This window comes from Aeromicrobium changchenzhani, from assembly GCF_057586615.1.
The window spans coordinates 2,943,465-2,963,210 of the sequence record NZ_CM172480.1 but is presented as its reverse complement, the minus strand read 5'-3'; the positions used below and the strand labels follow the sequence as shown (position 1 = coordinate 2,963,210).

At 60.6% G+C, this 19,746-nt stretch carries 33 protein-coding genes; 31 read left to right on the top strand and 2 right to left on the bottom strand.

All coding sequences use genetic code 11. The features are described from left to right. Positions 1–43: 43 nt before the first annotated feature. The 25 genes from AC2YB9_RS15010 to map all read left to right on the top strand — a co-directional run bounded on the left by AC2YB9_RS15010 (position 44) and on the right by map (position 14,357). Positions 44–1,135 carry a VIT1/CCC1 transporter family protein gene (locus tag AC2YB9_RS15010; RefSeq protein ID WP_487266158.1) on the top strand — a complete coding sequence of 364 codons (1,092 nt, stop codon included), beginning with the start codon at positions 44–46 and terminating at the stop codon, positions 1,133–1,135. Positions 1,136–1,485: 350 nt separating this feature from the next. Next, the gene (gene rpsJ, locus AC2YB9_RS15005) at positions 1,486–1,794 is read left to right on the top strand and encodes a 30S ribosomal protein S10 (protein ID WP_012923688.1); all 309 of its coding nucleotides are present in this window, start codon (positions 1,486–1,488) and stop codon (positions 1,792–1,794) included. 15 nt (positions 1,795–1,809) lie between these two features. Continuing rightward, complete coding sequence (rplC, locus tag AC2YB9_RS15000; RefSeq protein ID WP_487266156.1) at positions 1,810–2,466, top strand: 50S ribosomal protein L3; 657 nt, start codon at positions 1,810–1,812, stop codon at positions 2,464–2,466. A gap of 3 nt (positions 2,467–2,469) precedes the next feature. Beyond that, a complete protein-coding gene (rplD, locus tag AC2YB9_RS14995) occupies positions 2,470–3,477 on the top strand; it encodes a 50S ribosomal protein L4, sunset domain variant (protein WP_487266154.1) in 1,008 nt (335 codons plus the stop codon). Beyond that, positions 3,474–3,779 carry a 50S ribosomal protein L23 gene (gene rplW, locus AC2YB9_RS14990; RefSeq protein ID WP_487266152.1) on the top strand — a complete coding sequence of 102 codons (306 nt, stop codon included), beginning with the start codon at positions 3,474–3,476 and terminating at the stop codon, positions 3,777–3,779. Before rplD ends, rplW begins: the two co-directional genes overlap by 4 nt. Before the next feature lie 19 nt (positions 3,780–3,798). Continuing rightward, positions 3,799–4,629, top strand: a complete 831-nt coding sequence (gene rplB, locus AC2YB9_RS14985) for a 50S ribosomal protein L2 (RefSeq protein WP_487266150.1) — start codon at positions 3,799–3,801, stop codon at positions 4,627–4,629. Positions 4,630–4,643: 14 nt separating this feature from the next. Further along, positions 4,644–4,925: a 30S ribosomal protein S19 gene (rpsS, locus tag AC2YB9_RS14980; RefSeq protein ID WP_487266149.1), complete on the top strand. Its 282-nt coding sequence runs from the start codon at positions 4,644–4,646 to the stop codon at positions 4,923–4,925. Continuing rightward, positions 4,922–5,377, top strand: coding sequence for a 50S ribosomal protein L22 (rplV, locus tag AC2YB9_RS14975; protein WP_487266148.1), 456 nt, complete (start codon positions 4,922–4,924; stop codon positions 5,375–5,377). Before rpsS ends, rplV begins: the two co-directional genes overlap by 4 nt. Beyond that, a complete protein-coding gene (gene rpsC, locus AC2YB9_RS14970) occupies positions 5,377–6,222 on the top strand; it encodes a 30S ribosomal protein S3 (protein WP_487266147.1) in 846 nt (281 codons plus the stop codon). The genes rplV and rpsC overlap by 1 nt, the downstream gene beginning before the upstream one ends. Further along, positions 6,222–6,641 carry a 50S ribosomal protein L16 gene (gene rplP / locus AC2YB9_RS14965; protein WP_487266146.1) on the top strand — a complete coding sequence of 140 codons (420 nt, stop codon included), beginning with the start codon at positions 6,222–6,224 and terminating at the stop codon, positions 6,639–6,641. Before rpsC ends, rplP begins: the two co-directional genes overlap by 1 nt. Then, entirely contained in the window at positions 6,641–6,871 is a 231-nt protein-coding gene (gene rpmC, locus AC2YB9_RS14960) for a 50S ribosomal protein L29 (protein WP_487266144.1), read from the top strand. The genes rplP and rpmC overlap by 1 nt, the downstream gene beginning before the upstream one ends. Further along, a complete protein-coding gene (gene rpsQ / locus AC2YB9_RS14955; protein WP_487266143.1) occupies positions 6,868–7,182 on the top strand; it encodes a 30S ribosomal protein S17 in 315 nt (104 codons plus the stop codon). The genes rpmC and rpsQ overlap by 4 nt, the downstream gene beginning before the upstream one ends. A 10-nt stretch (positions 7,183–7,192) precedes the next feature. Then, positions 7,193–7,561 (top strand): 50S ribosomal protein L14, encoded by a 369-nt coding sequence (gene rplN / locus AC2YB9_RS14950; RefSeq protein WP_487266142.1) that lies wholly within the window; start codon positions 7,193–7,195, stop codon positions 7,559–7,561. A 3-nt stretch (positions 7,562–7,564) separates the two neighbouring features. Then, a complete protein-coding gene (rplX, locus tag AC2YB9_RS14945) occupies positions 7,565–7,942 on the top strand; it encodes a 50S ribosomal protein L24 (RefSeq protein ID WP_487266141.1) in 378 nt (125 codons plus the stop codon). Further along, positions 7,943–8,515, top strand: a complete 573-nt coding sequence (rplE, locus tag AC2YB9_RS14940; protein WP_487266140.1) for a 50S ribosomal protein L5 — start codon at positions 7,943–7,945, stop codon at positions 8,513–8,515. A 2-nt stretch (positions 8,516–8,517) separates the two neighbouring features. Continuing rightward, positions 8,518–8,703 carry a type Z 30S ribosomal protein S14 gene (locus AC2YB9_RS14935; protein ID WP_415003126.1) on the top strand — a complete coding sequence of 62 codons (186 nt, stop codon included), beginning with the start codon at positions 8,518–8,520 and terminating at the stop codon, positions 8,701–8,703. A gap of 78 nt (positions 8,704–8,781) precedes the next feature. After that, positions 8,782–9,189, top strand: a complete 408-nt coding sequence (gene rpsH / locus AC2YB9_RS14930) for a 30S ribosomal protein S8 (RefSeq protein WP_487266139.1) — start codon at positions 8,782–8,784, stop codon at positions 9,187–9,189. A 14-nt stretch (positions 9,190–9,203) separates the two neighbouring features. Continuing rightward, positions 9,204–9,746 carry a 50S ribosomal protein L6 gene (gene rplF / locus AC2YB9_RS14925; protein ID WP_487266138.1) on the top strand — a complete coding sequence of 181 codons (543 nt, stop codon included), beginning with the start codon at positions 9,204–9,206 and terminating at the stop codon, positions 9,744–9,746. Positions 9,747–9,749: 3 nt separating this feature from the next. Continuing rightward, positions 9,750–10,133, top strand: coding sequence for a 50S ribosomal protein L18 (gene rplR, locus AC2YB9_RS14920; protein ID WP_487266137.1), 384 nt, complete (start codon positions 9,750–9,752; stop codon positions 10,131–10,133). 124 nt (positions 10,134–10,257) lie between these two features. Further along, positions 10,258–10,878 carry a 30S ribosomal protein S5 gene (rpsE, locus tag AC2YB9_RS14915; protein ID WP_487266135.1) on the top strand — a complete coding sequence of 207 codons (621 nt, stop codon included), beginning with the start codon at positions 10,258–10,260 and terminating at the stop codon, positions 10,876–10,878. Beyond that, positions 10,878–11,060: a 50S ribosomal protein L30 gene (gene rpmD, locus AC2YB9_RS14910; protein ID WP_487266134.1), complete on the top strand. Its 183-nt coding sequence runs from the start codon at positions 10,878–10,880 to the stop codon at positions 11,058–11,060. Before rpsE ends, rpmD begins: the two co-directional genes overlap by 1 nt. Next, the gene (rplO, locus tag AC2YB9_RS14905; RefSeq protein ID WP_487266133.1) at positions 11,060–11,500 is read left to right on the top strand and encodes a 50S ribosomal protein L15; all 441 of its coding nucleotides are present in this window, start codon (positions 11,060–11,062) and stop codon (positions 11,498–11,500) included. Before rpmD ends, rplO begins: the two co-directional genes overlap by 1 nt. Positions 11,501–11,659: 159 nt before the next feature. Beyond that, positions 11,660–12,964 (top strand): preprotein translocase subunit SecY, encoded by a 1,305-nt coding sequence (secY, locus tag AC2YB9_RS14900; protein WP_487266132.1) that lies wholly within the window; start codon positions 11,660–11,662, stop codon positions 12,962–12,964. Further along, complete coding sequence (locus AC2YB9_RS14895; RefSeq protein WP_487266131.1) at positions 12,964–13,527, top strand: adenylate kinase; 564 nt, start codon at positions 12,964–12,966, stop codon at positions 13,525–13,527. Before secY ends, AC2YB9_RS14895 begins: the two co-directional genes overlap by 1 nt. Positions 13,528–13,544: 17 nt before the next feature. Beyond that, a complete protein-coding gene (gene map / locus AC2YB9_RS14890; RefSeq protein WP_487266130.1) occupies positions 13,545–14,357 on the top strand; it encodes a type I methionyl aminopeptidase in 813 nt (270 codons plus the stop codon). A gap of 5 nt (positions 14,358–14,362) precedes the next feature. On the opposite strand, the gene ddaH is transcribed toward map, so the two are convergent. Then, positions 14,363–15,220 carry a dimethylargininase gene (gene ddaH, locus AC2YB9_RS14885; protein WP_487266129.1) on the bottom strand — a complete coding sequence of 286 codons (858 nt, stop codon included), beginning with the start codon at positions 15,218–15,220 and terminating at the stop codon, positions 14,363–14,365. Positions 15,221–15,356: 136 nt separating this feature from the next. On the opposite strand from ddaH, the gene AC2YB9_RS14880 reads away from it, so the two are divergent. Continuing rightward, positions 15,357–15,830, top strand: a complete 474-nt coding sequence (locus tag AC2YB9_RS14880) for an Lrp/AsnC family transcriptional regulator (RefSeq protein ID WP_487266127.1) — start codon at positions 15,357–15,359, stop codon at positions 15,828–15,830. 36 nt (positions 15,831–15,866) lie between these two features. On the opposite strand, the gene AC2YB9_RS14875 is transcribed toward AC2YB9_RS14880, so the two are convergent. Continuing rightward, the gene (locus tag AC2YB9_RS14875; protein WP_487266126.1) at positions 15,867–17,495 is read right to left on the bottom strand and encodes a DUF7937 domain-containing protein; all 1,629 of its coding nucleotides are present in this window, start codon (positions 17,493–17,495) and stop codon (positions 15,867–15,869) included. Positions 17,496–17,754: 259 nt separating this feature from the next. On the opposite strand from AC2YB9_RS14875, the gene infA reads away from it, so the two are divergent. The 5 genes from infA (at position 17,755) to rpsD (ending at position 19,724) form a co-directional block, all read left to right on the top strand. Then, positions 17,755–17,976, top strand: coding sequence for a translation initiation factor IF-1 (infA, locus tag AC2YB9_RS14870; RefSeq protein WP_007078610.1), 222 nt, complete (start codon positions 17,755–17,757; stop codon positions 17,974–17,976). A 53-nt stretch (positions 17,977–18,029) separates the two neighbouring features. After that, entirely contained in the window at positions 18,030–18,143 is a 114-nt protein-coding gene (rpmJ, locus tag AC2YB9_RS14865; protein WP_487266125.1) for a 50S ribosomal protein L36, read from the top strand. Between the two features lie 169 nt (positions 18,144–18,312). Next, entirely contained in the window at positions 18,313–18,681 is a 369-nt protein-coding gene (gene rpsM / locus AC2YB9_RS14860) for a 30S ribosomal protein S13 (RefSeq protein ID WP_487266124.1), read from the top strand. Positions 18,682–18,687: 6 nt separating this feature from the next. After that, positions 18,688–19,086, top strand: a complete 399-nt coding sequence (gene rpsK / locus AC2YB9_RS14855; protein ID WP_487266123.1) for a 30S ribosomal protein S11 — start codon at positions 18,688–18,690, stop codon at positions 19,084–19,086. A gap of 29 nt (positions 19,087–19,115) precedes the next feature. Continuing rightward, complete coding sequence (gene rpsD / locus AC2YB9_RS14850; RefSeq protein ID WP_487266122.1) at positions 19,116–19,724, top strand: 30S ribosomal protein S4; 609 nt, start codon at positions 19,116–19,118, stop codon at positions 19,722–19,724. The last annotated feature ends 22 nt before the right edge of the window (positions 19,725–19,746 follow it).

Genomic DNA, 19,746 nt, shown 5'->3' with positions numbered 1-19,746 from the left:
CGATCGTGCCGCCACGACCAACTGATCCCGGGCAAGGAAGACCATGACCAGCCAGCCCACGCCAACTTCGGGCCCTGCCGCATCATCGCAGACGATCCGTCGGTGGCGTCGTTATCTTGCCAACGAACGTGCCGAGGCGGCGGTCTACCGAGACCTTGCTAGCCGGCGGGCAGGCGAAGAGCGGGCGATCCTGCTCGGTCTCGCTGCAGCTGAGTCCCGACACGAACAGCACTGGGTGACCCTGCTGGGCGATCGCGTTGGCCCACCCCAGCGGGGGGATCTGCGTACCCGTTTCATTGGTTGGTTGGCTCGGCGTTTTGGCTCGGTGTTCGTCCTTGCACTGGCCCAGCGTCGTGAATCGCAGTCACCATATGTGCAGGACAACGACGCGACCAAGGAGATGGCCGCCGACGAACAGATCCATGAAGAAGTGGTTCGAGGGCTGGCTGCGCGCGGGCGCAATCGGATGTCGGGAACGTTCCGTGCGGCCGTGTTCGGCGCGAACGACGGTCTCGTCAGCAATCTTTCGCTGGTCGTTGGCATGAGCGCAAGTGGTGTGTCGCAGCACGTCGTTCTGCTCGCCGGTTTCGCAGGCCTGCTTGCAGGGGCGCTCTCGATGGGCGCGGGGGAGTACATCTCCGTGCGCTCACAACGGGAACTCCTTGAGGCAACATCGCCCGATCTCAAGACCGCAGATGCGATCCAATATCTCAACCTTGAAGCCAATGAACTCGCGTTGGTCTACCGGGCACGGGGTATGACGCCCGACGAAGCGCGCGAACGGGCGCGCGAGCGGCTCCTGTCGATAACTGGTGCGCGGCGTGACTCGAATCCGGACCCAGGGCATGACGTCCATGAGGCAATCGGCACGGGTCCGGGCGCCGCAACATCGAGCTTTACCTTCTTCGCATCGGGCGCCATCGTCCCGGTCATACCGTTCTTGTTCGGCCTTACTGGCCCGCCCGCAATCGTGGTTGCGGCTGGTCTTGTGGGCCTCGCACTGCTCGGAACCGGGACGATCGTCGGGCTGCTGACCGGTGGTCGGCCCCTCCTCAGTGCAGGCCGCCAACTCGCCATCGGCTACACCGCTGCGGCCGTCACCTATTCTCTCGGGCTCGCCTTCGGGGCGGGCTGAGTTGATCCGGTCGCTACCAGACACGTACCCCGATTTGTATTTGTACCTCCATGTCTGACACAATATTTCGGTTGCTCCGGTGTGACCGCTGGGGTGCCGCAGAAAAGCTTGTCCGGCCGCCATTCAAGGCATTTTGGCCGGTTGCAGGGCACAGCGGCACTACATCAGAGGTTGCGCTTGGCCCGCGAAGTTAGCGGGCCCAACTACCTAACTCGACAAGTGTGTGAAGTTTTGTGCCTCTGGCATACGCGACACGCCCGACCTCGGGGGTCGGAGGAGGGAGCAACCGTTTTCTCCTTGACCCGAGGCAAAACGAATCAGCAGATCGAAGAGAAGGACGAAGCGAGAGCATGGCGGGACAAAAAATCCGCATCAGGCTCAAGGCCTATGACCACGAGGTGATTGACTCCTCGGCGCGCAAGATCGTTGACACGGTTACGCGCACTGGTGCAAAGGTCGCGGGCCCGGTGCCACTGCCCACGGAAAAGAACGTGTTCTGCGTTATCCGTTCGCCGCACAAGTACAAAGACAGCCGCGAGCACTTCGAGATGCGCACCCACAAACGTCTCATCGACATTATCGATCCCACGCCGAAGACGGTCGACTCGCTCATGCGTCTCGATCTTCCTGCTGGCGTGGATATCGAAATCAAGCTCTGAGGGGTATAGCGACCAATGAGCAATATCGTTAAAGAAAATGTGCGCGGCCTCCTCGGCCGCAAACTCGGCATGACCCAAGTTTGGGACGCTGACAACCGAATTGTCCCCGTAACCGTGATCGCGGCCGACACCAACGTCGTGACGCAGATTCGTACCCGTGAGACCGACGGCTACTCGGCCGTCCAGATCGGGTTCGGCGACATTCCCGGCCGCAAGGTCAACAAGCCCGCTGCCGGTCACTTCGAGAAGGCCGGCACTACGCCGCGTCGTCACATCGTTGAGATCCGTACCGAGGCAATTGCCGACTACACGCTCGGTCAGGAAATCGCGCCCGACATCTTCGCCGCAGGCGAGGCAGTCGACGTGACTGGCACGAGCAAGGGCAAAGGCTTCGCCGGTGTCATGAAGCGTCACGGCTTCCACGGTGTCGGCGCTTCACACGGTGCGCACCGCAACCACCGCAAGCCTGGCTCGATCGGCGCCTGTGCCACCCCCGGTCGAGTTTTCCGCGGTAAGCGCATGGCTGGCCACATGGGCACCGACCGCGTCACGACGCAGAACCTCACGGTTCACGCCGTCGACACCGACAAGGGACTCATCCTCATCAAGGGCGCCGTTCCCGGCCCCAAGGGTGCGCTCATTGTCATCCGATCCGCTGAGAAGGGGGCATAACCGATGGCGCAAAGCACATTCAAGGGCGGCATTGATGTCGCGCTTCCCGTTGACATCTTCGATGTCCAGGTCAACATTCCTTTGATCCACCAGGTTGTTGTCGCGCAGCTCGCTGCGGCACGCCAAGGCACACACAGCACCAAGCGTCGTGGCGAAGTCTCCGGCGGTGGCCGCAAGCCGTACCGTCAGAAGGGCACAGGTCGCGCCCGTCAGGGTTCGATACGCGCCCCGCAATTCTCCGGCGGTGGCATTGTCCACGGCCCGAAGCCGCGTGACTACAGCCAGCGCACGCCCAAGAAGATGATCGCTGCGGCACTCCGTGGCGCGTTGTCCGACCGCGTACGCAATGGTCGCGTTCATGTCGTTGACAGCCTCGTTGATGGCACGCCGTCCACCAAGGCCGCGGTTGCTTCGCTGCAGCAGTTGACGCAGCGTCCGCGCATCCTCGTGGTCGTTGACCGCGAAGACACCGCGACGCCGCTGAGCCTTCGTAACGTCGACAACCTCGTATTGCTGCCGTTCGATCAGCTCAATGCTTACGACGTGCTGCTCAGTGATGATCTGGTCTTCACCAAGGCCGCGTTCGATGGCTTCGTAGCTGCTCGTTCGGCCGAGGGCGTCGACACGATCGCCCTGAGCAAGGCTGCCACTGAGGTTGTCGAGAAGGGTGCCGCCAAGCCGGCGCCTAAGACTGCCGCCAAAAATCCCCCACGGACTGCGTCCGCGGGAGGTGCCCCCACGCCTGCCAAGAAGGCTGCCGAGCCGAAGGCCGAAACGCCAGACGCTGCGACTTCTGCGGCAACCAAGACCCAGCCGTACGGCCCGGGTTCGAAAGCCCCGCTCAAGAGCGGCAACGCTCCCAAGGGCTTCGACATCAAGGGCAACGTCGATTCGATGAAGTACCACACGCCTGACAGCCAGTGGTACGAAGCGACTATCGCGGAAGCGTGGTTCGACACGGTCGAGTCCGCTGAAGCCGCCGGCTTCACAGCACCTGGAGGAGATAAGTGAGCACGCTTCACAAGGATCACCGGGACGTCCTGATTGCGCCCGTCGTCAGCGAGAAGAGCTACGGCTTGCTCGATGACAACAAGTACACCTTCGTGGTGCACCCGGACTCCAACAAAACTGAGATCAAGATCGCCGTCGAGAAAATCTTCGGCGTCAAGGTCACGTCAGTCAACACGATCAACCGCAACGGCAAGGTTCGCCGCACCCGTACCGGTGAAGGCACGCGCAAGAGCACCAAGCGTGCCATCGTCAGTGTTGCCGCTGGTCAGACCATCGACATCTTCTCAGCGCCGAGCGCTTGAGCCGAGGATTGATTTAACTATGGCAATTCGCAAATATAAGCCGACAACCCCGGGCCGTCGTGGCTCTTCGGTTGCCGACTTCGCCGAGATCACGCGTAGGACGCCGGAGAAGTCCCTGGTTGTCCCGCTTCCCAAAAGGGGCGGGCGCAACAACCAGGGTCGTATCACGACGCGTCACCAAGGTGGCGGCCACAAGCGCGCCTACCGCATCATCGACTTCCGTCGCTGGGACAAAGACGGTGTGCCGGCCAAGGTCGCGCACATCGAATATGATCCCAACCGCACCGCGCGCATCGCGTTGCTGCACTACGCCGATGGCGAGAAGCGCTACATCGTTGCTCCCGAGGGTTTGACCCAGGGTATGACCGTCGAAGCCGGAACCGGCGCCGACATCAAGGTCGGCAACAACCTGCCGCTTCGCAACATCCCGGTTGGCACGCAGCTGCATGCGATCGAGCTTCGTCCCGGTGGTGGCGCCAAGATGGGCCGCTCTGCTGGAGCCAAGGTTCAGCTCGTCGCCAAAGAAGGCCCGCGCGCGCAATTGCGGCTGCCTTCCGGTGAGATGCGCTACGTCGACGTCCGCTGCCGCGCCACGATCGGTGAGGTCGGCAACGCCGAACAGTCGAACATCAGCTGGGGCAAGGCCGGCCGTAACCGCTGGAAGGGCAAACGTCCAACCGTACGTGGTGTCGTCATGAACCCTGTCGATCACCCGCATGGTGGTGGCGAGGGCAAGACGTCCGGTGGTCGTCACCCGGTTTCGCCGTGGGGCAAGGCCGAGGGTCGTACGCGTAAGCGCAAGGCCAGTGACAAGTTGATCGTCCGCCGCCGCAAATCGAATAAGCGCTGAGAAGGGGCCTGAGAATGCCAAGAAGTTTGAAAAAGGGCCCGTTCGTCGACGGCCATCTGGAGAAGAAAGTCGACGCACAGAACGAAGCCGCCACACACAATGTGATCAAGACCTGGTCGCGTCGTTCGATGGTTCTGCCGTCCTTCATCGGACACACGATCGCCGTTCATGATGGACGCAAGCACGTACCGGTCTTCATCACCGACTCAATGGTCGGTCACAAGCTGGGCGAATTCGCTCCGACCCGCACCTTCCGCGGTCATGAGAAGGACGACCGAAAGGCCAAGAGACGATGAGTGCACAGTCCCGTCAGGGCGTGAGCGCCCGCCGCGACAGCCTTCTGGGTGATGAACCCGGAGCTTTCGCAGTGGCTCGCTTTGTCCGTATTACACCGCAGAAGGCACGTCGTGTCATTGACCTGGTCCGCGGACTTCCGGTCGATGAGGCGCTGCCGCTGCTCAAGTTTGCTCCGCAGGCCGCAGCCGAGAATGTCTACAAACTCGTAGACAGCGCCGCTGCCAATGCCGAGACGACTGAAGGCCTTGACCGCTCCACGCTGATCATCAGCAAGGTGCAGGTCGACGAAGGTCCGACGATGAAACGCTGGCGCCCCCGCGCCAAGGGTGCGGCTAACCGCATCCTGAAGCGCAGCAGCCACATCACGGTTGTTGTGCAGCCGGCCACAGTGCTTGCTGAGAAGAAACTTGTCTCAGCCGCCAAGACTACGAAGAAGGGTGGGAACCGCTAGTGGGACAGAAAATCAACCCCCATGGGTTCCGATTAGGCATCTCCACGGATCACAAGAGCCGTTGGTACGCCGACAAGTTGTATAAGAGCTACGTCGGTGAAGACGTTCAGATCCGTAAGTTGCTCACCAAGGGCATGGATCGCGCGGGCATCAGCAAGGTGGAGATCGAGCGCACGCGTGACCGCGTTCGCGTAGACATCCACACTGCACGTCCGGGTATCGTGATCGGTCGCCGCGGCGCCGAGGCGGACCGTATTCGCGGTGAGCTCGAGAAGCTGACCGGCAAGCAGGTCCAACTCAACATCCTTGAGGTCAAGAACCCCGAGGTTGATGCGCAGCTCGTGGCGCAGGGCGTTGCCGAACAGCTTTCGGGCCGGGTTCAGTTCCGTCGTGCGATGCGTAAGGCAATGCAGACTACGATGCGCAGCGGTGCCAAGGGCATCCGTATCCAGTGCTCGGGACGTCTCGGTGGCGCGGAAATGTCGCGCTCGGAGTTCTACCGTGAAGGCCGCGTGCCCTTGCACACGTTGCGCGCTGATGTGGACTACGGCTTCTACGAGGCCAAGACCACTTTCGGCCGCATTGGTGTCAAGGTCTGGATCTACAAGGGCGAAGTTGCCGGCACCCGTGCCGAGCGCGAAGCCGAAGCCGCCAAGCGGGCAGCCGCGCCGGGTCGTTCGCGCCCCACGCGTGGTGGTCGTGACGGCCGTCGTCCCGAGCGTCCTGCTCGTGAAGAGGTCGCCGCAGCCGCTCCGGCAGCGACAACCGAAGCGCCTGCAGTAGCACCTGCCGCGGCAGCCGCTACTGCACCGAGCACTTCAAAGACGAGTGGGGAGGAAAGCTGATGCTTATCCCTCGCAGGGTCAAGCACCGCAAGCAGCACCACCCGACGCGCCGTGGCGCGGCCAAGGGCGGCACCACGCTGGCATTCGGTGACTATGGCATTCAAGCCGTGACTGCGGCCTACGTGACGAACCGTCAGATCGAGGCAGCTCGTATCTCGATGACTCGGCACATCAAACGTGGCGGCAAGGTGTGGATCAACATCTACCCCGACCGTCCATTGACCAAGAAGCCCGCAGAAACGCGCATGGGTTCAGGCAAAGGCTCACCCGAGTGGTGGGTGGCCAACGTCAAGCCCGGTCGCGTCATGTTCGAACTTGCTGGCGTATCGGAGCCGGTTGCTCGCGAGGCCATGCGCCGCGCGATCCACAAGTTGCCGATGAAGGCTCGTTTCATTACCCGCGAAACTGGTGATTTCTGATGGCTACCATCACCACCGCCGCCGAGCTTCGTGCTCTGTCCGCCGATGATTTGGCCGACAAACTGCGTGAAGCGAAGGAAGAGTTGTTCAACCTCCGTTTCCAGAACGCGACGGGTCAGCTTGAGAACAATGCGCGACTGCGTACGGTTCGTCGTGACATCGCCAGGATCTACACGATTCTGACCGAGCGCGAGCTCGGCATCGTCCAGGCCGAAGGTGCGGACGTATGAGCGACAATAAGAAGAAGGACCAAGAAGTGACCGACCAGCCCGTCGCAGCAGCGGCCAATTCTAGGCTGTCACGCAAGACCCGCGAGGGTCTCGTCGTCAGCGACAAGATGGATAAAACCATCGTCGTCAACGTGGAAGAACGTGTGAAGCACCCGCTCTACGGCAAGGTTCTTCGCCGCAACGTGAAGCTCAAGGCGCATGACGAGGCCAATGCGGCCGGCATCGGTGACCGGGTCCTGATTATGGAGACCCGCCCGCTTTCGGCTACCAAGCGCTGGCGCATCGTCGAAGTTCTCGAGAAAGCCAAGTAGGAGATACTCGATGATTCAGCAGGAGTCGCGACTCAAGGTCGCCGACAACACCGGTGCGAAGGAAATCCTTTGCATCCGTGTCCTCGGCGGATCTGGTCGACGTTATGCGGGAATCGGCGACATGATCGTCGCTACCGTGAAAGATGCCATCCCCGGCGGCAACGTCAAGAAGGGTGATGTCGTCAAGGCCGTCATCGTACGGACTGTGAAGGAGCGCCGTCGTCCCGACGGTTCCTACATCAAGTTCGACGAGAACGCCGCCGTTCTACTCAAGCCCGACGGAGATCCGCGCGGAACGCGCATCTTCGGCCCGGTCGGCCGTGAACTTCGCGATAAGAAGTTCATGCGCATCATTTCGCTTGCACCGGAGGTGCTCTGAGATATGCCCAAGAAATCAAGCACCGTGGCTATCAAAAAGGGCGACCACGTTCGTGTCATCGCCGGTAAAGACAAAGGCGTCGAAGGCAAGGTCATCCAGGTTTTGACCGACGCCGATCGCGTCATCGTCGAAGGTGTCAACCGCATCAAGCGGCACACCAAGGCCGGCCAGGATAATGGCTCCAGTACTGGAGGCATCATCACGACCGAGGCGCCGATTCACGTGTCCAATGTCGCGCTTGTCACCGACGTTAAGGGCAAGAAAGTTACGACCCGCATTGGCTTCCGCCGCGATGAGGTCACCAAGACTCGCGCTGACGGTTCCACCTACACCGCGCACCGCAGCGTGCGTATCGCCAAGCGGACCGGAGAGGAGATCTAAATGGCTACGACAGAGAGCACAACGGTGTCAATGCCGCGGCTCAAGCAGCGCTACCGCGAAGAGATCCTTCCGGCCCTGCGTGAGCAGTTCGACTACGACAATGTCATGCAGGTTCCTGCGCTGACCAAGATCGTCGTCAACATGGGCGTCGGCGAGGCAGCTCGTGACGGCAAGTTGATCGAAGGTGCCATCCGGGACCTGACCGCGATCACCGGCCAGAAGCCGCAGGTCACCAAAGCACGCAAGTCGATCGCTCAGTTCAAGCTCCGCGAGGGTATGCCGATCGGCACCCACGTGACGCTTCGTGGTGATCGTATGTGGGAGTTCCTCGACCGGCTGCTGTCGCTCGCGCTTCCCCGCATTCGCGACTTCCGTGGATTGTCGCCGCGACAGTTCGATGGACGTGGCAACTACACCTTCGGTCTGACCGAACAGGTCATGTTCCACGAGATCAATCAAGACGACGTCGATCGTCAGCGTGGCATGGACATCACGGTTGTCACGACCGCGAGCAACGACGAAGAGGGCCGTGCGCTCCTCAAGCTTCTCGGCTTCCCGTATAAGGAGAACTGAACATGGCCAAGACTGGACTGAAGGTAAAGGCCGCTCGTAAGCCGAAGTTCGCGGTGCGTGGTTACACGCGCTGCCAGCGCTGTGGCCGACCCAAGAGCGTCTACCGCAAATTTGGACTGTGCCGCATTTGCCTTCGCGAGATGGCACACCGCGGCGAATTGCCCGGCGTCACGAAGAGCTCATGGTAACCGAGCATCCTAGTAACCCATCCCTATGAACGCGAAAGGTCGCAGCAATGCGAAACCGGCGCAGGAAAGTAAACAACTATGACGATGACTGACCCGATCGCGGACATGCTGACGCGTGTTCGCAACGGAAACCAGGCGTACCACGACAGCGTGACCATGCCCTACTCGAAGTTGAAGGCCGGCGTTGCCGACATTCTGAAGCGTGAGGGCTACATCATCGGCTTCGAGGTTGCAGAACCCAAAGAGGGTGAAGTTGGCAAGTCGCTGACCATCACCTTGAAGTACGGCACGCACCGCGAGCGCTCGATTGCCGGCATTCGCCGCATCAGCAAGCCCGGTCTGCGTGTCTACGCCAAGTCCACCAATCTGCCGAAGGTGCTCGGCGGTCTCGGTGTCGCGATTATTTCGACGAGCCAGGGCCTCCTCACCGATCGTCAGGCAAATAAGAAGGGTGTAGGCGGAGAAGTCCTCGCCTACATCTGGTAACGGGAGGTACGACAATGTCACGCATTGGTAAAATCCCCGTCACCATTCCGGCCGGCGTCGATGTCACGATCGACGGCCAGAACATCACGGTCAAGGGCCCGAAGGGCGAGCTGGCCTTTACGGTCGCCGAACCCATCACCGTCAGGAAGGCCGAGGATGGCCAGTTGGCCGTCGAGCGTCCGAATGACGAGCGGGTGAGCAAATCGCTGCACGGTCTCTCACGTACCTTGATCAACAATATGGTGCTCGGTGTGACCGACGGATATGAGAAGAAGCTTGAGCTCGTTGGCGTCGGCTACCGCGTTATCGCGAAGGGCCCGTCGGCGATTGAGTTGAGCCTCGGCTTCAGCCATTCGGTGCCGTTCGAGGCGCCGCAAGGGATCACCTTCTCGGTCGAGACGGCGACGAAGTTCGCGGTGCACGGAATCGACAAGCAGCAGGTCGGCGAAGTTGCCGCCAATATCCGCAAGTTGCGTAAGCCAGAGCCTTACAAGGGCAAGGGCGTGCGGTATGTCGGCGAACATGTTCGTCGCAAGGTCGGAAAGGCCGGTAAGTAAGCCATGAGTATTTCCATCAGGCATAACAGGCACACGGCAGCACGTACGGCATCGCGCCTGCGTCGCCAGGTCCGCGGCCGTAAGAAGATCGAAGGGTCTGCCGAGCGTCCGCGTTTGGTCGTCACTCGCTCGAGCAAGCACATCGTCGCGCAGGTCGTCAATGACCTTGAGGGACGTACGCTGGTTTCGGCGTCGACGATGGAAGCGGATCTGCGCGGACTCACCGGCGACAAGACCGCCAAAGCCCGCAAGGTCGGCGAACTGGTTGCCGATCGCGCGAAGGCTGCTGGTGTCGAGACGGTCGTATTCGATCGTTCCGGCAACAAGTACGCTGGCCGTGTCGCCGCGTTGGCAGACGGCGCACGCGAAGGCGGGTTGACGTTCTGATGACTATCACCGTATTTGGACCAACAATGAGGAGTGCCGCCATGAGCGAGCGCCAGCGAGTGAATCATGAGGCAGCACTCATGCCGTTGCCTGCGTATCCTGGTTTTGTCACGGAGGTGACTGCATGAGCGGGCAGCAGCGCCGCGGAGGCGGAGGCGGACGGGGTCGTGGAAACGACCGCGGAGCCGAGAAGTCGAATTACATCGAAAAGGTCGTCACGATCAACCGTGTCGCCAAGGTCGTCAAGGGCGGTCGTCGCTTCAGCTTCACCGCTCTGGTGATCGTCGGCGACGGCGACGGTCAGGTCGGCGTCGGTTACGGCAAGGCCAAGGAAGTCCCCACCGCGATTGCCAAGGGCGTCGAGGAAGCGAAGAAGTCCTTCTTCCGCGTTCCGCGCATCCAAGGCACCATCCCGCACCCGGTTCAGGGTGAGGCCGCGGCTGGCGTCGTCTTCCTCGGCCCGGCATCGCCCGGTACCGGCGTCATCGCTGGTGGTCCGGTGCGCGCCGTGCTGGAAGCCGCCGGTATCAGCGACATCCTGAGCAAGTCGCTTGGTTCGTCTAATGCGATCAACATCGTGCACGCGACAGTCGCCGCGCTGCGTATGTTGGAATCGCCTGAAATGGTCGCGGCTCGCCGTGGTCTGACAGTCGAAGAAGTGGCTCCTGCTGCGCTCCTTCGTGCCGCCAAGCCCGCAGCCGCCGAGGCCAAGTCCAAGGCTGATGCTGTGGAGGTGCCGGCATAATGGCAGAACTCAAGGTTCGTCAGACACATTCACCGATCGGGCGCAAGCCCAATCAGCGGCAGACCCTGCGCTCGCTTGGTCTCAAGCACATCGGCGATGTCGTCATCAAGGAGGACCGTCCTGAGATCCGTGGGATGATCGCGATGGTTACTCACCTGGTTGAATTCGAGGAGGTCAACTGATGACACTCAAACTGCATCATCTGCGTCCGGCCCCGGGCGCCAAGACGGCCAAGACACGTGTGGGTCGCGGTGAAGCCTCCAAGGGCAAGACCGCCGGTCGTGGCACCAAAGGCACCAAAGCTCGTTACCAGGTTCCAGTTGGTTTCGAGGGCGGTCAGGTTCCGATCCACATGCGCCTGCCCAAGCTGAAGGGCTTCAAGAACCCCTTCCGCGAGGAGTTCCAGGTCGTCAACCTCGATCGTATCGAGGAGCTCTTCCCCAAGGGCGGCGCGATCAGCATTGAGTCGCTTGTCGACAATGGTGCGGTTCGTAAAGGCCGCCCGGTGAAGGTTCTCGGCCAAGGCGAGATCAACGTCAAGGTTCAGGTGTCGGCGAATAAGTTCTCCGCATCAGCCAAGACGAAGATCGAGGCAGCCGGCGGATCGGTCACCGTAGTCTAGGCAGCACGTCGGGTGGGTCTCTGTTAGAGACCCACCCGACGTTGTTCTGGACTGTTAGAGTCACGGAGGCGTCAGTTCGATGCCTTTGGCGGGCGAAAGCTCGTAAATATTGCCAGTCTTTTGATATAGGGCACCACGAGTGCATCGAGGAGGAACGCAGTGCTTGGCTCTTTTGCTAGCGCGTTCAAAACACCGGATCTTCGCAAGAAGATTCTTTTCGTACTCTTTGTGATCGTGCTGTTCCGGCTCGGTTCGGCGACGCCCGCCCCGGGGATTGACGTCACGAACGTCAAGGCTTGCATCAACATCGCGTCGAATGGCGAGAACGGCAGCCTCTTCGCGATGATCAACGTGTTCTCCGGCGGAGCGCTGCTGCAGCTCACGGTATTCGCGTTGGGCATCATGCCGTACATCACGGCAAGCATCATCTTGCAGCTTTTGGTTGTGGTCATTCCGCGTCTTGAGGCGCTCAAGAAAGAGGGCCAGGCCGGCCAAACCAAGATCACCCAGTACACGCGTTACCTCACGCTTGGCCTCGGCATCCTGCAGGCCACCGGCATCGTTGCGCTGGCTCGCAGCGGCGCGTTGTTCGGTAACTCCAACTGTGGTGACCTGCTCTACCACAAAGACAACGTCTTCCAGTTCCTGCTGATCGTCCTCGTGATGGTCGCCGGCACCGCCATCATCATGTGGCTCGGTGAGCTCGTCACTGACCGCGGAATCGGCAACGGCATGTCGATCCTGATCTTCGCGCAGGTCATTGCGACGTTCCCCGGCTCGCTGTGGGTTATCCGGCAGCAGAAGGGCGTGACGACATTCGTCATCGTGCTGATCCTCGGTCTCGCCGTCGTCGCTGGCGTAATCTTCATGGAGCAAGCGCAGCGCCGCATTCCGGTGCACTACGCGAAGCGCATGGTCGGCCGCAAACAATTCGGCGGCTCCTCGACCTACATCCCGGTCAAGGTCAACCAGGCTGGCGTCATCCCGGTTATCTTCGCGGCGAGTTTGATGTATCTACCGGCCTTGGCAGCGCAATTCAATCCGAATGCCCCTTGGGCCGGCTGGGTGCAGACCCACCTGGTCAAGGGCGATCACCCGATCTATATGGTCACGTTCTTTGCGTTGATTGTGTTCTTCACGTACTTCTACGTGGCGATCACGTTCGACACGGTCGAAATTGCCGACAACATGAAGCAGTACGGCGGCTTTATCCCGGGCATCCGCGCTGGTCGGCCGACGCAGGAGTATCTTGCTTATGTGTTGAGTCGCATCACTGCACCGGGTGCGCTGTACCTAGGACTCATCTCGTTGATTCCGATGGCAGCAATCGTGATCCTTGATGCGAACCAGAACTTCCCGTTCGGTGGTGTGACTATCTTGATTTTGGTCGGTGTTGGATTGGACACGGTCAAACAGATTGAGAGCCAGCTGCAGCAACGTAATTACGAAGGGTTCCTCAAATAATGCGACTTCTCATCATGGGCCCGCCTGGTGCGGGCAAGGGCACGCAGGCGGTGCGTCTCGCCAAGCAGATCGGTGGCGCGCACATCTCGACCGGCGACATCTTCCGGGCGAATGTTTCGCAGCAGACCGAACTCGGCACGACTGCGCAGCGCTACATGGATGCGGGCGAGTACGTGCCCGATGAAGTCACCAACGCAATGGTCCGTGACCGGCTCAGCCAGGAGGATGCGCGCGACGCATTCATTCTCGACGGTTACCCACGGACCGTGGATCAGGTTGAGACGCTGGACCGTATTCTCGGCGATTTGGACTCCAAACTCGATGGTGTTCTGGCGTTGGTGGTCGATCAGGAGGAGCTCATCGGACGGCTGCTCAAGCGCGCCGAGACGAGTGGGCGCGCCGATGACACCGAAGCTGTGATTCGGCATCGTCAGGATGTTTATGTCGCGGAAACCTCGCCGTTGATCGAGGTCTATCGTGAGCGTGGACTACTGATTCAAGTTGATGGCGTCGGCGACGTTGATGAGATCACCGCGCGGATCACCTCTGCGCTCCCCAACTGAAGCAGGTTCGAAGACTCGTGTTTGATCGTGGCATCGAAATCAAGACGCCTGAGCAGATCGAACTCATGCGCCAGGCCGGCTTGGTCGTCGGCAAAACGCTTGAGCTGTTGCGGTCGACGGCTCGAGCCGGGATGTCCACCGCAGACCTTGATGCGATCGCGCACGAGAACATTCGATCGCTCGGCGCAACGTCCAACTTTCTGGGCTACTACGGTTTTCCCGGCGTCATCTGTACCTCGGTCAATGATGAGGTCGTCCACGGCATTCCCGGTGCGCGAATGCTCGCCGATGGTGACGTCGTCTCGATCGATTGCGGAGCAATCATTGAGGGCTGGCATGGCGATGCCGCCACAACCATCACGATCGGGGAGGTGCCCGCTGAAGTCACTGAACTCCTGCGGGTGACCGAGGAGTCGATGTGGCGCGGGATCGCGGCGGCAGCGCTTGGCGGCAAGGTCGGTGACATCAGCAACGCGATCGAGACCTACATCGACAGCCAAGGTGATTACGGCATTGTCGCCGGCTACACCGGCCATGGCATCGGTTCGGCCATGCACCAACCACCGGACGTGCCTAATTACGGCCGTGCTGGTCGAGGTGCCAAGTTGGTCAAAGGGCTCGCACTCGCAGTTGAACCGATGGTCACCCTTGGCTCGGCGGATACGCGGACGCTCGCCGATGACTGGACGGTGGTGACAAGCGACAGCTCAGTTTCCGCGCATTTTGAGAACTCGTTCACCATCACGGACGGCGGCACCTGGGTGCTGACCGCCCTCGATGGTGGCGAGGCCAAACTTGCTGAGCTTGGGATACCGTTCGGTGGACACTGATCGGCTCAGCGGTGTAACTCCATCGTGCAGCATTTGACGCTGCCACCGGATTTGAGGAACTCGTCGAGGTCGACCGTGACGGGGCGGTAGTCCCGCTCATGGATCTGGTCGATCAGATTGGTGGCCTGAGTCGGCATGACCACGTTGTAGCCGTCGCTCACGAGATTGAGGCCAAGCACCGCGGCATCGTCTTCGCTGCAGATAAGTGCATCGGGAAACAGATCGCGCAGCGTCCGCCGGCTGTGGACGCTGAAGGCGCCGGGGAAATAAGCGATGTCGGCTGGCCCAGAGCCATTGCCGTCGTCAAGCACAGCTAGGCATACATCTAGATGGTAGAAGCGAGGGTCGACGAGCTCGAGTGAAACGATCGGCCGATCGATTGTCTTCGCAGCTTCAACGTGCGCAGCGATGTTGGTGCGGAAGCCGCTACCTGCCAAGATCATCGAACCGAGCGTCAAGAAGTCGCCTTCGCCCTCATTGGTCTCGATGGATTCGGTCGCGTCGATCTCCGCCCCTTTGAGCCAATTGCGATACAGCTCGCTCTCGGCCTGCCGCTGTGGGAAGCGGAAACTGGCCCCGAACGCCTTGCCATCGACAACGAGCGCGCCGTTGGCCGCAAAAACCATGTCAGGCAGGTCAGGGTCGGGAGCGATGGTGTCTACGGTGTGGCCGAGGTCCACGAATGTCTCGCGTAGAGTGCTCCATTGTTGGCTGGCAAGTTTGTGGTCGATCGGAAGCTCCGGGTTCATCCACGGGTTGATGGCATATTTCACGGAGAAGTAGGTTGGTGGGCACATCAGGTAGTGACGAGTGCGTGGGTGGCGAATGGCAGGTGCCGGGGTGGTGGCATCAAATTCGGTCATTGAAATCCTTTGCTGTTTGCAATTAATCAATGCTATGGCGCAGTGAGACACATAATCAAACGGGATTTCAGTAATATGACAACAGAATCTTGCGCAATAGCGTGGTTTACGAAGTAATCTTGTGAAAGGGGCAACCATGGATGAACTGGATCGAAAATTAATCGGTTGCGTGCTCGATGATGGACGCGCGAGCTATGCCACGATTGGCGACCAGATTGGGCTGTCGGCACCGGCAGCCAAGCGTCGCATGGATCGCCTGCTTGATACCGGAGTCATCCGGGGCTTCACCGCAGTCATCGATCCGGAGCACATGGGTTGGTCGACCGAGGCATACGTTGAACTTCATTGTAAGGGCACGGTGTCGCCCGAAGAGCTCCGCCGGTCGTTGATTCAGATCCCCGAGGTTCATGTAGCGGCAACGGTGTCGGGCAAAGCTGATGCGATGGTGCAGATCGTGGCCTCAGATGTGCAGCATCTCGAGCGCGCGCTCGAGCGCGTTCGAATGGAGACGACCAATGTTGATCACACCGAGACCGCGATCGTCTTGTCGCGGGTGATCGATCGCTACGGCAAGGAGCACCGAGATCTCCTGGGCGGCCCCGATCTCTGAGAAGGCACCGAACGTGCCGGTTCAGGTGACCAGACCCTAACTATTGTTGTTTGTTCGGTGAGCGAGCGCGGCATCGACTTCCGGATCGCCCAATGCTGCCAGCCAAGTGAGAAGGCCTTCGTAGGCATTGGGGTGTAGCGCAATCCGGGGACGCAGCTCCGGCGAGTGAGCCGCGATCCGGGCCAACTCGGTCGGAACGGTATCGGGAGCGTCGAGCAACAGCTCATCGGCGCTGCGGATCGGCTCTGGCTTAACGCCGAACGCCGGTTGGGGCTGTGTCTGCGGGCTGACCGGTTCGGCAGGAGCGCCCCAGGCCGGATTGTCCGCCGGAGCTGTCCAGGGGGACCCGGTCTGCGGTTCCGCTGGCTGTGATTCGGGAGCCTGTGGTTTGACACGAGCGCGCCGGTTCGCGGCGAAGTAGCTACGTGAGCGGGCCGGGATCAACAGCAGGCCGGCAACGGTGGCGGCGATCAGCAGCGGCGTGATCCAGTTGCCGATAGTGGCTCGCAGGAAGTCATTGACAATGATTACGATCGCGCTGATGAGACCGATCCCAGCTATTGCGCCGGCGGCAGCAAACGCGATTACACGCGCTTTAGCAGGGGAGGCTAGCAGCAAGAATCCGGCGACTCCGGCTGCCGCGGCGCTCGCAAGACTCAGAAGAACGATGAACAGGAGACCCAGTTGGAAGCCTGTGCCCGGGACGTTCAGGAGTAGGACGAGGACGCTCAGGGCCTGTAGTCCGGTCAACGCCGCCACCAGAAGAAGAGCGGCTCCTGCGGTCGAGATCGGTTCAGGAACCGAGGCCTTGTCGGCAACCACTCGACGTACGCCGGGGGACAAAGCGGCCGCGCATGCCAGCGTGATGAACGCGGGACCGAATCCATACAGATGGATCGTCTCGACCGGCTCCATTCCGATGAGCCAGATGAACACCGATGTGGGCTTGTTGAATGACAGGACGGCTACGACGACCAGTAGAACGCCGAACCCAGCACCGGCATTCACCCATGCTTGTTTGCGCAGTAGCATCCCCGCCGCCGGGGTGGCCAAAGCGAGGAGATAGGCAATGGTTGCGAAGAGCGTAAGCAGCAGCCCAAAACCGGCGGCATCGAAGTGGATCAGCGCGACGATCGTGCTGCCGAGATTCAGAACGACGGCGAGGGCGAAGAATCCGAAGGTTAACCAGAACCACACCCTGTCCTCGATGGTCAATGCGGTCGACGTGGACTCGTGTGCGCGCGGCTGGGCAACTAGCACGATCGCGAACATGCCGATCACCGTGCCGATCCCGACCCCTCCGTCAAGTCCGCCAAGCGGGTAGGTGACGGTCGGATCGTCGAAAATGTCGATCAGAACCGTGACCGCGAAGACGAGCGCGTAGGGAGCAACTGCGGCGAGCCGTACCAATGGTGTGAGCCGAGGCTTCCAGGCCGACCCGAACAATTTCGCTCGAGCCAGGTAGGTCACGACCAGCGCCGCCAAAGCCAGCAGCGTCACCAGATCCAGATACCAGAGCGCCCCGCCCTTCTGAGTGCCGTTCCATGGGTAGAAAAGCGCGATAATCAGAAGAAACGCTGCCGCGCCATCTCGGGCGAAATCTGACTTGGGAACCCCGACGAATGGATTCGGCATCATCGGCTGGTGCTGTGGAACTTCGGTCATCGTTGCTCTCCCCGGAATCGTTGGTCTATGGCCATTGTTGTGGAGCGGAACTCGCGTCGTCGACGCGGGGCGCTCCAGTGACCAGATGCGATCCTGCGCAACTAAGATCAGCCACTCGATTTGAGTCTGCGGCCCCGGTAGGCGTAAACTTCAATGTCGGCCTATTCAGGTTCGTTCTTTCATGCCCTGCGCGCACGTGCTTGGGCTCATGTCATGCGGACACGGCCGATGCACCACCCCTGCGATAGAAGTTGAGGTTATGGCGAAAAAAGAAGGCGTCATCGAAATGGAAGGCGCCGTCGTTGAGGCTCTGCCCAACGCGATGTTTCGTGTTGAGTTGGCCAACGGGCACAAGGTACTCGCCCACATCAGCGGCAAAATGCGCCAGCACTACATCCGCATCCTCCCCGAGGATCGGGTCGTCGTGGAGCTTTCGCCCTACGACCTCTCGCGCGGACGCATCGTCTACCGCTACAAATAAGCACGACGCAGCAGCATCGCGTCAACGCCATACCCCATCAAAGAGAGAGCTCGATGAAGGTCAACCCGAGCGTTAAGAAGATCTGTGACAAATGCAAGGTGATTCGTCGCCACGGCGTTGTCATGGTGATCTGCGAAAACCCGCGCCACAAACAGCGCCAAGGCTGAGCAGAACCGCTTAACAACTAAAGAAAACATCTGTTCGCTCACCGTTCTTAGGGCCGGTGTTACCCCCGGAGCAAAGGCCGGGGCCTGGCAGAGAGTCCCCAGTGATTCTCGAGGCAGCCGGGACGCAACAGGTGGCGATACCTTTGTCCAACGGAAGGAAAAGCCTCATATGGCACGCCTCATGGGTGTGGATCTCCCGCGCGAAAAGCGCATCGAGGTCGCACTAACTTACGTATTTGGGATCGGTCATACCCGCGCCCTCGAAACCCTCGCCGCGACCGGCCTCAGCCCGGACAAGCGCGTTCACGAACTCGACGACGATGATCTGGTTGCCCTGCGCGATCACATCGAAGCGACCTACCAGACCGAGGGCGATCTGCGCCGTTCGGTGACCGCTGACATCCGTCGCAAGATGGAGATCGGCAGCTACCAGGGCCGCCGGCACCGCGCGGGACTTCCCGTTCGCGGTCAGCGCACCAAGACCAACGCGCGTACCCGCAAGGGACCAAAGCGCACCGTTTCCGGAAAGAAGAAGTGATAGCGGATGGCTGCTAACACAAGTGGCGCGAAGAAGGTCCGCCGCAAAGAGAAAAAGAACGTTCTTCAGGGCGAAGCCCACATCAAGAGCACGTTCAACAACACGCATGTGACGATCACTGATCCGTCCGGCGCTGTGATCGCATGGGCCTCCGGCGGAACCGTCGGTTTCAAGGGCTCGCGCAAGTCCACCCCATACGCAGCAGGTATGGCGGCAGAAGCTGCTGGCCGCCAGGCGATGGAGCACGGGATGAAGAAGATCGATGTTTTCGTCAAGGGCCCCGGCTCAGGACGTGAAACCGCGATCCGCTCACTCGGAGGAGTCGGCCTTGAGGTCGGCACCATTTCCGATGTAACCCCCAGCCCCCACAACGGATGCCGGCCGCCCAAGCGCCGCCGCGTCTGATTCGCCAGAAGCCTTAAGGAGCAACACTCATGGCCCGTTATACCGGTCCTCTCACCAAGAAGTCGCGCCGCCTCGGCGTTGACCTCGTCGGTGGCGACGCTGCGTTCGAAAAGCGTCCCTACCCTCCAGGCATGCACGGCCGCGGCCGTGTCAAGGAGAGCGAATACCGTCTCCAGCTGATGGAGAAGCAGAAAGCGCGCTACACCTACGGAGTGCTCGAGAAGCAGTTCCGTAAGTACTACGAAGCCGCTTCGCGTCGTCCGGGCAAAACCGGCGAGACGCTGCTGCAGATTCTCGAATGCCGTCTCGACAATGTCGTCTACCGTGCTGGTTTTGCGCGCACGCGCCGTCAGGCTCGTCAGCTCGTCTCGCACGGTCACTTCCTCGTCAACGGCTTTAAGACCGACATTCCGTCGTTCCAGGTTTCCAAGCACGACATCATTGATGTCAAGACCAAGTCGCTTGAAACCACGCCGTTCATCGTTGCGCGCGAAACGCACGACAAGGACACGGTTCCAGGTTGGCTCGACACCTCACCGACGCGTGGACGCATCCTTGTCCACCAGCCGCCGGTGCGCGAGCAGATCGTGGTTCCGATCCAGGAACAGCTCATCGTGGAGTTCTACTCCAAGATTTGATTGAGTCCGTATGCGTCCGATC